We start from the raw sequence: 10,092 nt of genomic DNA, 5'->3' as shown, positions 1-10,092 counted from the left end.
ATATTTAGGAAGTGATAAAGCTCTAGCACAGCAAGGTGCGTACCATTCACTACAATCCTACAATTTTCCTAATTTATACATACGTCATCGCAATTTATTAGGAGAAATTTCAACAATTTCATCTCCTCTAGATAAACAAGATGCAACATTTAAAATCGTTCCAGGATTAGCAGATAGCAATTGCGTCTCATTTCAGGCTCAAAATAATCCGGGAGCATATCTTCGACATCAAGAATTTAGAATTAAACTTGCTACTTTAGAAAATTCACAACTATTTAAAGCAGATGCAACATTCTGTCAACGTCCAGGATTAGCTGATTCAACACTAGCATCTTTTGAGTCTTATAACTCCCCAGGTCGTTATTTGCGTCATCGTGATTTTAACTTGTACCTTGAAAAAGATGAGAGTGAGCTTTTTCGGAAAGATGCGACATTTAGGATAGTTAATCCTTTAGGAGTTAATGCAGTAAGTTTTCCAATAACAGGTAATAAAGAGGATAGAGTAGCAAACGGTCGAATGCGTACTTCATTTTCATTAAATGCAGATGGAACACTCACAGCAGTTACAAATACGCGAACCGGGGTACAGCTAGCAGGTTTTACTGGAGCAGTAAGCGTAATTCTTGTTGACGAAAATAAGCAGCCAATTTGGGTTTCTGGTGTTCACTCTTACGGAGTAGATGGTTGTACGATTGGTAGATGTAACAGGAATGATAATTGGAGTGAAAACGTTCCCTCGGAAATTATGAGCCAAGTGAGAGGATATGCTATTCTTCAACAGCACGATCCTAAATGGAGAGTGTTCGATCGGGGGACACAATTCTTAAGCTGGTTGAGATCTGATGAAGGAAAGGCAACAGTCGCAACGATTGCAACCATCATCTCTATGCTTTAAGCTCCCAAACGTGCAGAAAAAATCGCTTGGAATCGTTGCTGGTTCCAAAAGCTAGGCTGCACCTTCTTCTGAAGAAGGCACAATCAGTTCAGTTTGCAAAATATCTGCCAAAATTTGTAACCAGATGTGCGATCGCCTTTCTCCACCGTTCCTAAGAGTCGGTAAAGCTGCTGCCCAAGCGATTCTGGCTAAAATTTAGTGTTTGTCCCCAGCCAAGATATCCTAAAAAGGGATAAATTGACAAGCACTTTAGTTTTCTTAATTCGTAGAGTTATTAGATGAGTTTGCCTAACCAAGACCCCTGCAACACCCTAAAACCCAAGGCAACGAGTACAGTTGGTCGCGGAAAAGTAGTGAAGCTAGACGCAAATCCAAGCTTTTCTGTATGGAGTGATGAATTTGTTACTCTATCCTTGGGCAATAGCCTCGAACATTACGATCGATGGGAACAACCCACCGTTATCGTGTCAGATGGGGCTTATGGTGTGCTGGGATTTGAAGGGGATACCTCCGATCATCTCGATTTACCTGAGTGGTATAAACCTCATATTCAAGCTTGGTCAAAGGCAGCTATGCCATGTACGACACTGTGGTTTTGGAATTCAGAAATAGGTTGGGCTGTCGTTCATCCAATTCTAGAAAAGCATGGTTGGCGTTATGTTAATTGTAATATTTGGAATAAAGGCAAAGGTCATATAGCGGGTAATGTAAATACAGGAAAGATTCGCAGGTTTCCAGTAGTTACAGAAGTCTGCGTTCAATATGTTAGAGATGTAACTATTAATGAGCTTCCTTTGAAAACATGGTTGCTTAAAGAATGGAAGCGATCGGGACTGCCACTAAAAAGAGCAAATAATGCTTGCGGTGTAGCAGATGCGGCAACTAGAAAATATTTCGATCGAGGGCATTTATGGTATTTTCCACCTCCAGAAATGTTTGAAAAGTTGGTAAATTATGCAAATGAATATGGAAATACAGAAGGCAGACCATATTTTTCTTTAGATGGCGATCGACCTTTGACGGGACGAGAATGGAGTCAAATGCGATCGAAATTTAAATGTCCTCATGGGTTTACAAACGTTTGGGAACGTCATGCTTTGCGAGGAGATGAGCGAATTAAAATACCTTCTGGTAAAGCGGTACATCTCAACCAAAAACCTCTTGACTTGATGAATCTCATCATTGAAGCTTCAAGTGATGAAAATGATGTTATTTGGGAACCATTTGGAGGCTTATTTAGTGCATCGCTAGCAGCACGTAACTTGAGACGAAAAGCCTACTCCTGTGAAATCGACCCAGACTATTTTTACTATGGAGTAAACAGATTTACTCAATAAGTTCATCAATATTCTCTTCTTTAATATCCAAGTAGGTTTGTAGAGCTTGCTTGATGGGATTTTCTCTACGGGTTGATAGCAATCTATTCCATTGTCCGATCGTCATCCCAGAAACTTCAATATTGAAAACACGCCGTTTGAATTGCTCTATACCCGGATGTACAATCCTGTCCATCTTCGCAAAATTGGTATCTAGCCTATATTTATACCGTATCAACAATTCCCGTAAAAGTAATTGATATTCTCTGGTCGGTCTGTATATTTTTCCTTCAATTCCCCATGATTCAACTATTTTTTGTGCTTCTAAAAACTCTTCTGTAGAACCTTGAAATTTATAACCGTTAGTGTTTGTTTGCTGTAGATTAGCAGTTCTTTGAGTTGTGTCTTCCGGCTCTAAAACAAGGTAATCTGGTGGATTATGGTAGTGATTATCTCTAGCAGCAGCTACAGACAAACCAGAAACAACACATACATCAACAATCCGAGGTTTACCATAAATAACTCTCTCTGGTAGCCATGCCAAAATTGCAACATAAGTCTGGTCAAATTGGAAATGGTTTTGGCTATCTTTGAAACGTGCTGTTATTTCTGTAGCAAGCGGAAACCATGCTTTAATTTCTAACCCTGGCGTTGGTTGAACGCTGCCTACAAAAATGGTATCGGGAAAACCAGGGTCTTGCCTCTGCCACTTGCCAAACTCAGAGAATTCGTCTTGTTTATTTAGAAACTCAACAGTATTAAATTCAATCAGATTTCCCAGTAGTGGCGAAAGCTTGGAGATAACTTTAGATAAATTGACTGCTGCATCTACAGAGATAGGTTTGGTAATATCCAATATGTCAAAAATATGTCCAGATAACCCATCTAAATAATGAGATGCCGATCTAATTACATCTTGTGTATTCATCCTTTTTCTCCACAAGATGTCCCTGCTAATTGTTGCTCAATCTCCCTAATAATTTCACATGGGTCTATGCCGATCGCACGAGTAACTACCAAAAATTCAATCACATCTAATCGTCTTTCGCCGTTTTCATATTTCGCCACAAAAGATTGCGGTTTGTTGAGAGATTTAGCAAGTTTTGCTTGCGTCAACTTAGCTTCCTTCCTTGCCGCAATCATGCGCTGGCGAAAAATGTCATACTCAGGGCTAAAGATGGATTTCATCTTGCCTTATTTAAAAAATATCTGTGCCTCAGATACGATAAACCGATTTTGGGATTATCCCAAAATGGGATATTTAGGAGCGATCGCGCAGTGCTAAGAATGGACAGATTCCTCACAACCATTGATTTGATGGGCTTTAAGCTTTATTGCGTTGACAATTGCTTGGACGATCGCGCTCCTCAACCCCTTGCAACTTATCGACGAAGCAGCTGCTTAAGCGATCCTTGCCAAAATCGGCTGAATCAAGATATACAAAGAGTTTGCACCAGTTTGAATACTATAGTCTATAGCACTATTGTATTCAAGGCATTAACCTAGCTTTAATGCCGCTCAAAAAATTGGATCGTCTTCTAGGAGTAGAGATACAACGTCTTCGCACGGCGAAACGTTGGTCACAGGAACATCTTGCAGAGGTTGCGAATCTGCATAGAACTTATATCAGCCAACTAGAACGAGGGTTGAAAAGTCCATCTGTCCGGGTTCTTTACCAAATTGCTACTGCACTAGGCGTGACTATGAGCGCACTTCTGGAAGCAGTTGAGGAATCTTTGGATGCTGACGAGTGAGGAAGTTGAGAGATTAAGGGAAGCGATCGTTGCGACAATTGCCGCTCCCATTGTTGGCTCCATAGAGGATTACTCCTGGGAAGCGATATTTCATTATGTTAAAAATATTCCTCTTTCCGATCCTACATCTGGGCGCACTAAGCTTCTACATGATGCTGTTGATATTAGAACGCGAACAGGCTGGTCATTAAAGACAATTCAGTTACCAAACCTTAACCCTGGATTTACTTTTGCGTTCGTAATTCAACGAGCCGATGTAGTTACAAAAGCAGCAGCACTAGGCTTTCCTGGTTTGACAGTAGACTCACCGCCAGCAAATTTGGGAGAAGCGATCGTTTACCATTGGAACCAAAAACTGATATACGATCGCACTCTACAAGGTGTAACAGATAGCTACGAAGGCATCCTTTGCAAAAAGAAAAACGCCACTGAATATGTATATGTCGAGTACCCCCTAACTCCACTCGATCCGCATCAGTTTTCTTGGAACTGGTCAATCGATCGAAATACTAGAGAGGCAGGCAAAGGATTACAAGGAAAAATTGATGGTAAGCTAACATTAATTTGGTATAAAAATCAAAAGCAACTTTTTAAAGTCCAAACTATTCCAGAGCAACCAATTCGGATCGTAATTGAGCGAAACCGCCTGACACCTGATGAGTACGTGCAAGCCATCTTGTCAACTCTTGAACAGAAGTTTAATTAGCCACAAGATGATGAGGACTCCTCTGGAGAATACATTCAGCGATCGCTTTAGCTAACAAGGGAGGTACTGATTCTCCGATTTGGTCTGCCATTTCCGTATATGAACCCAGGAAATGAAATTTATCTGGGTAAGAATGAAGCCTTGCAGCTTCACGGATTGTAATAGTCCTATCTTGTGTGGGATGAAAGAATCTTCCAGATCCAGGGTGAAAAACCCACCTAGTAATAGTTCTAGCGGGTTTATCCCAGTATAGTCTTCCATAAGCTCCGCTGTAATGCTTTTTTGGCGCTAGTTCTGGAGGTAAATCTCTAGCATCTTGACCTTCTTTTAAAACTCTAGCTCTAGACATTTGGATGGAGCTTAATTTACGAGCAACGTGATTAACTAGCTTGTTACTACCGCTACGTAGTAATCTTTGATAATTACTTTGCGGTTCGCAGATATATGTCTCTGCGGTATATTCCTGTCCAGCTTCTAGTAATGGCAAATCTCCGATCGCGTCTCTGACAGTCACAATTGGAGAGGCTATAGGCTGTAGTAAATTTAGCTGAATACTCTTTTGTTCGGATTTAAGAGATTTAATATCTCCATAATGAGTAGGTTCTGGAATTGTAGGAGCAACACCATTCAAACATCCTACAAAAAAAGCTCTTGCTCTAGTTTGGGGAACCCCATAATTTGCAGCATTTAATGATGCGGATGTCACCCCATATCCCATTTGCTCTAGTTTTATGGTTATCTCTTCTCTAACTGTACCGTTATAGGCTTTCAGAATTTCGGGTACATTCTCCATCACAACATACAAAGGTCGGAATTCTTTTACAAACTCTAAAAAAGTTTTGTATAGCTGGTTGCGAGGGTCTTCTAAATATCTGTATTCAGCAGGAATATTGCGAGAGAATCCTTGACATGGAGGGCCACCAATTATCGCGGTTAACTCTTCTTTTTCTAATTGAAGTGTTAGTCGAATTTCCCTAGCATTAATTGTGCGAATATCCTTTGCCAGAACTAATTTTGTTTCTGGGTAGTTATGCTTAAATGTTGCCAAAGCTTTCGCATTTTCATCAATAGCGCATATCGTTTGAAAACCCGCTAAGTGAAAACCTGTAGTTAAGCCCCCAGCACCAGCAAATAAATCAATGACAGTGTGTACCATATATTGAATACTATTGTATTCGCAGAAAAAAGTCAACTCGACGAACAAACGCCGCTACCAGTTCTAATCGTTTTCTTCTGGCGATCGCAAAACGCCTTTCAGAGCTTCGTACAATAACTTATACCGCTTGAACCCTTCTTCATACACAGCATTTGCTTGTGGCTGTACTGTATTGCTGTCCTGTGAGAGGATCGCAAATGCAGCCTCTAAGTTGGGATATGCACCAACTCCTACCATTGCCAAAATAGCTGCTCCATAAGCTGCACCTTCTTCCGAAGAAGGTGCAATGAGTTGCGTTTGCAAAATATCTGCCAAAATTTGTAACCAGATGGACGATCGCGCTCCTCCACCTGTAGCCAAAAGTTGATGGACGGGTGTAATCTCCGTAATTACCTCCAACGCTTCCCGCAAGCTGAATGCAACCCCCTCCAGTACAGCACGAATCAAGTCTGCTTGCGTATGAGCTAGTGACAAATTTACCCAAGCGCCACGAGTATCTGGATCGAGGTGCGGACTGCGTTCACCTGCAAGGTGAGGTAAAAATAAAACACCACGCGCACCGGGTTGGGATCGCGCTGCTAAATCCATCAGTTCTGTATAAGCAATGTGCGGTGCAAATGTATCCCGATACCAACGCAGAGAACCACCCGCCGCCAGCGTTACTCCCAGTAAATGATACCCACCATCTACATGACAGAACAAATGCACTCGACCTTCTGGATCGGGAATCGGGCGATCGCAAGGTGCAAAAATTACACCAGATGTACCGATACTCAAACTTCCCCGATTGAGATTGCTCGATGAAATGCCTAAACCGATCGCAGCTGCTGCATTGTCGCCTCCGCCTGCAATTACAGGCAATCCCGCAGGTAATCCCACGCGGCTAGCTATTTCCGGTTTCAGTTTACCTGCGATCGCGGTAGACTCAACTACTGAAGGAAACAACTCTACATTAATACCAAGAGCATTAAGTATATCCGTATCCCATTGCCGATTAGCCAGGTTCAAACATCCCACACCAGACGCATCGGATGGTTCTGTTACTCGTTCCCCAGTCAGCACATATCCTAAATAATCTTTTGGCAGCAATATTTGCTGAAGTCGAGCATAAGCTTGCGGTTCTTCACTTCTCAACCATATCAACTTCGGCAGTTGAAACCCTGTAATTGCAGGATTTCCGGTACGCTGAATTAACTCTTGACGGGGAACGATCGCTTCGATTTCTTCAACAGCTTTACCCGTGCGTTGATCGTTCCACAAAATTGCAGGTCTGATAACATTACCATCAGCATCCAAAGGCACCATACCGTGCATTTGTCCCGACAAACCGAGTGCGTAGACGCGCAGCGGCTTGTCGCCAGACATCGTTCGGTGTCCTTCTAGCTGTTGAGTAACATTGGATAGCGCATCCAGACTTGCTTCCACCCAATCTGATGGGTTTTGCTCCGTCCAACCGGGTTGGGGGGTTAACAGGGGATAGCTACTGGTTGCTTGGGCGATAATTTGACCTTGCAAGTCAACTGCGATCGCTCGTACTCCTCCCGTACCCAGATCTAAGCCAATTACAAGCTCTGCCATTTTTCCCTTTCCATATTTATTGACATTAGTTAGTTTTAGTTAGCAAATCTTTAACTAACTATTAGTCCTTGAGGGCGATGAGGATGTCAATTATCAACATTAATACGGGAGAGCCTTCTTTGAATGCAAACCGGAAACTTAATTAAGGTTTGACTATCGCCTTAGAATTAATCGCTTTCACCTTACCCCGTTTTACCAAACCTTGATAGAGAAAAGCTGCCACTTCCGCACGAGTAGCTGGTTGATTCGGTCTCAACAAATTTGAGTTAGAGCCTACTACTAAACCAGCCTGAATAGCAGCTGCTACTTTGCCTCTAGCATATTTGGGAATCTGAGCCGCGTCTTTGTAACTTTGTAATATTTTTTCTGGATTGGCAGGTACTTTCAAATCCAAACCGCTAGCCAGTGCAACAATAGCTTCTGTTCTGGTCACCGATTTGGCCGGTCGGAAATAATCTTTAGGATATCCCTCCATAAATCCTGCCATATCGCTTTCTTTAATTGATGAATATGCCCAGTGGTTGTTAGGCACATCTTCAAAAGCTGTCGCCGCTTCTTCTGGTTTCTTGTTAAATGCTTTATCTAGCCTGACTGCAAATTCAGCTCGCGTCATTGCTTGATATGGGCGAAAAGTTTTATCGGTAAATCCTGTAAAAACACCGCGCTGAGTAAGAGCTGCAATAAATGGAGTTGCCCACAAGTTAGCCGGAACATCGGAAAATTTAACTTGTTTGGCTGGTGTAGAAGCTTTTCGTGCAGCCGGTGCAGCTGGAACTGCGGTGACTATCTTTGGTAGGGTTTCGATACTAGAGCGTTTTAGCTTACCAATAGGTTGGGCCTTCTTTCCCGGCGCGATCGCACCTACTATCTTGGGAGAAGGTTGCGCTTTCTTGGGGGGAACGATCGCAGCAGCTGCTTTTGAAGAAGTTTGTGTCTTTTGAATAGGAAGGATTGCGGCAGCTACCCCTGTAGACAGTTTTGCCGTTTCACCCGGAACGATCGCCACGGGATCTTTTGCCGAAGGACTCGCGATCGCAGGTGGAACTGGTGAAGGAGAAGGAGACTGTCCTGTAGCGGGAACTAATTCAGGCGGAAGAACGCTGATAAAATTCAAACTCTGCGGTTTTTGAGATACCGCCCACCAAAAAATACTGCCGATAGTGGACAAGGCAACCAAGATGCCGATGAACTCATCAAATCCTAATGGATCTTTTGGAGATGACTGGGGATCTGGTAAAGGGGAATTTGTCATCTCGATCGCCCTCCTAGAGAAAACGGCAATTTTAATATAGATTACCGTACTACTGCCAGTTGTGAAACTGCCTCTTCAGGAATAGTTCCTTCAATGGGAAAATGCTTGTCCAGCAACTGGGGTACTTCTTGAAGATCTACTCGCTTGTAACGAGTTTTATCTGGCATCACAATATTTGGCCCTGCCTTGCACTGCTTCATGCAGCCAGTTGCCTTCACTGTCACCTCTCCCGACAAACCGCGATCGCGCAACCCTTCCTCCAAGAAGCGAGTAACCTGTCTAGCGCCAAGCTTGCAGCAATCTGATTTTTGACATACTAAAATACAAGCCTGCACTTTGGCAGGCTTAGTGGCTTTGGTTGAGGTAACAGTCTCTAAGGGCGATGCCGATGTCGCCGCTAGAGCGGCTTTAGGCAATACTTCATAGACTTTTATCTTATGTTCGCCTGTTTCTCGATCGAGCTTTTCTTCACCAAAAATTTCGATCCAATCCCCCGGTACGAGAACCCGATAGCGGCTGAGCGTCGCCCTCGCTTCTTTCGAGAGTTTAAGCCAGAGCTCGCCTTCGGCAGTAGCAAGTCTCATCCGCTTGATTTTGCAGGCATCCTCCACTTCATAACCCAGGAAACGTCCTTCTAGCTGAAATGGCGACATTTGAGAGCTTTTGTGTTTACCCACGATTGCCAATCCTTTTTTCTTTCAATAATTATTCTCAATTTGAGATAAATTCATCTTGCCAAGGTCACATACCGGTTTTGTTAAATTTCAGTTGCCAACACCGATCTAGCCATACTGCCAAGTCGCGCCGAGGGCGAGTTAATTGCCCGATCGCACTCCATACTTGGATCGCTGCTAGCGGGCTATTTACCTCAACTTGCAGGTCACCCCGCTCGGTACACCAGCACGCAATACCTAGCGATTGCAGTCTTTGGTAAGCTTGCCAGCGCTCGCCTCGCGGAATGCCCACAACCTGTCTGGCCACCTGGTTAACGCTCGATTGCTCCATCCGATTTGTTTCAACTTAACTGCGAATTATTCTCAATTCATTTATACACTAAGTTGAGGCACTTGTTGACATTTATTTTCAAAACTTGTACAAAAATTTAAAGAACCCGCAGCAGACTGGCAACGCTATCCACAGCTTCCAGGCTGCGAATGTCGTCCAAAGCTAGGCGGAAATTACCTTCCCGGACATCGTGAGTGACAACGACAATCTCTGCCAATTCACCTTGGAAGCCTGTCTGTACGACAGACTCCAGGCTAACGCCGCGATCGCCGAAGCAAGTCCCCAGTTTGCCAATAACACCAGGGAAGTCTTTTGTCAAGAAGCGAGCGTAAAATCGCGTCACCAATTCTTCTATTGGGGCAATTTGGCAATAGTGTTGATGGGAACAAGCGAGAAGCGAATGAAGAGTGGGGGAGTGGGGGAGTGGGGG

The 10,092-nt window shown here is 43.4% G+C and carries 12 protein-coding genes; 4 read left to right on the top strand and 8 right to left on the bottom strand.

Annotated elements, in window-relative coordinates:
• Both H6S82_RS07525 and H6S82_RS07520 read left to right on the top strand, forming a co-directional pair.
• A partial coding sequence (locus H6S82_RS07525) for an AbfB domain-containing protein (RefSeq protein WP_191056122.1) occupies positions 1-895 on the top strand: 895 nt, incomplete at its 5' end.
• Positions 896-1,173: 278 nt separating this feature from the next.
• On the top strand, positions 1,174-2,232 hold the full coding sequence (locus tag H6S82_RS07520; RefSeq protein WP_190466756.1) for a DNA methyltransferase: 1,059 nt from the start codon (positions 1,174-1,176) through the stop codon (positions 2,230-2,232).
• Here H6S82_RS07520 and H6S82_RS07515 read toward each other — a convergent pair.
• Positions 2,222-3,139: a hypothetical protein gene (locus tag H6S82_RS07515; protein WP_190466759.1), complete on the bottom strand. Its 918-nt coding sequence runs from the start codon at positions 3,137-3,139 to the stop codon at positions 2,222-2,224. The genes H6S82_RS07520 and H6S82_RS07515 overlap by 11 nt on opposite strands.
• Entirely contained in the window at positions 3,136-3,399 is a 264-nt protein-coding gene (locus H6S82_RS07510; RefSeq protein ID WP_190466762.1) for a helix-turn-helix transcriptional regulator, read from the bottom strand. The genes H6S82_RS07515 and H6S82_RS07510 overlap by 4 nt, the downstream gene beginning before the upstream one ends.
• 323 nt (positions 3,400-3,722) lie before the next feature.
• On the opposite strand from H6S82_RS07510, the gene H6S82_RS07505 reads away from it, so the two are divergent.
• Together H6S82_RS07505 and H6S82_RS07500 are read left to right on the top strand one after the other, a co-directional pair.
• A complete protein-coding gene (locus H6S82_RS07505; RefSeq protein WP_190466766.1) occupies positions 3,723-3,965 on the top strand; it encodes a helix-turn-helix transcriptional regulator in 243 nt (80 codons plus the stop codon).
• On the top strand, positions 3,952-4,671 hold the full coding sequence (locus H6S82_RS07500; RefSeq protein ID WP_190466769.1) for a hypothetical protein: 720 nt from the start codon (positions 3,952-3,954) through the stop codon (positions 4,669-4,671). The genes H6S82_RS07505 and H6S82_RS07500 overlap by 14 nt, the downstream gene beginning before the upstream one ends.
• Here the strand turns inward: H6S82_RS07500 and H6S82_RS07495 are convergent.
• From H6S82_RS07495 to H6S82_RS07470, 6 genes are all read right to left on the bottom strand, one after another.
• Positions 4,664-5,827 carry a DNA cytosine methyltransferase gene (locus tag H6S82_RS07495; RefSeq protein WP_190466772.1) on the bottom strand — a complete coding sequence of 388 codons (1,164 nt, stop codon included), beginning with the start codon at positions 5,825-5,827 and terminating at the stop codon, positions 4,664-4,666. The two genes, H6S82_RS07500 and H6S82_RS07495, sit on opposite strands and share 8 nt — an antisense overlap.
• Before the next feature lie 63 nt (positions 5,828-5,890).
• Complete coding sequence (gene xylB, locus H6S82_RS07490; RefSeq protein WP_190466775.1) at positions 5,891-7,405, bottom strand: xylulokinase; 1,515 nt, start codon at positions 7,403-7,405, stop codon at positions 5,891-5,893.
• A 142-nt stretch (positions 7,406-7,547) separates the two neighbouring features.
• Positions 7,548-8,657 carry an S-layer homology domain-containing protein gene (locus tag H6S82_RS07485; protein ID WP_190466777.1) on the bottom strand — a complete coding sequence of 370 codons (1,110 nt, stop codon included), beginning with the start codon at positions 8,655-8,657 and terminating at the stop codon, positions 7,548-7,550.
• A 41-nt stretch (positions 8,658-8,698) separates the two neighbouring features.
• On the bottom strand, positions 8,699-9,334 hold the full coding sequence (locus H6S82_RS07480; RefSeq protein ID WP_322111938.1) for a (2Fe-2S) ferredoxin domain-containing protein: 636 nt from the start codon (positions 9,332-9,334) through the stop codon (positions 8,699-8,701).
• Positions 9,335-9,398: 64 nt separating this feature from the next.
• On the bottom strand, positions 9,399-9,662 hold the full coding sequence (locus H6S82_RS07475) for an Asr1405/Asl0597 family protein (RefSeq protein WP_190466780.1): 264 nt from the start codon (positions 9,660-9,662) through the stop codon (positions 9,399-9,401).
• 97 nt (positions 9,663-9,759) lie between these two features.
• Positions 9,760-10,092: ACT domain-containing protein (locus H6S82_RS07470; protein ID WP_191056121.1), on the bottom strand; the 333-nt coding region annotated here is incomplete at its 5' end.

Source organism: Planktothrix sp. FACHB-1355 (assembly GCF_014748295.1).
In the GTDB taxonomy this organism is placed as follows: Bacteria; Cyanobacteriota; Cyanobacteriia; order Cyanobacteriales; family Aerosakkonemataceae; genus Aerosakkonema; species Aerosakkonema funiforme_A.
This window is presented reverse-complemented; position numbering and strand designations above follow the sequence as displayed.

Excerpts from the sequence above, each read along its gene's own strand:
- H6S82_RS07500 (WP_190466769.1), top strand. The coding sequence starts at position 3,952 with ATGCTGACGAGTGAGGAAGTTGAGAGATTAAGGGAAGCGATCGTTGCG.
- H6S82_RS07515 (WP_190466759.1), bottom strand. The coding sequence starts at position 3,139 with ATGAATACACAAGATGTAATTAGATCGGCATCTCATTATTTAGATGGG.
- xylB (WP_190466775.1), bottom strand. The coding sequence starts at position 7,405 with ATGGCAGAGCTTGTAATTGGCTTAGATCTGGGTACGGGAGGAGTACGA.
- H6S82_RS07520 (WP_190466756.1), top strand. The coding sequence starts at position 1,174 with ATGAGTTTGCCTAACCAAGACCCCTGCAACACCCTAAAACCCAAGGCA.
- H6S82_RS07475 (WP_190466780.1), bottom strand. The coding sequence starts at position 9,662 with ATGGAGCAATCGAGCGTTAACCAGGTGGCCAGACAGGTTGTGGGCATT.
- H6S82_RS07485 (WP_190466777.1), bottom strand. The coding sequence starts at position 8,657 with ATGACAAATTCCCCTTTACCAGATCCCCAGTCATCTCCAAAAGATCCA.
- H6S82_RS07510 (WP_190466762.1), bottom strand. The coding sequence starts at position 3,399 with ATGAAATCCATCTTTAGCCCTGAGTATGACATTTTTCGCCAGCGCATG.
- H6S82_RS07505 (WP_190466766.1), top strand. The coding sequence starts at position 3,723 with ATGCCGCTCAAAAAATTGGATCGTCTTCTAGGAGTAGAGATACAACGT.
- H6S82_RS07495 (WP_190466772.1), bottom strand. The coding sequence starts at position 5,827 with ATGGTACACACTGTCATTGATTTATTTGCTGGTGCTGGGGGCTTAACT.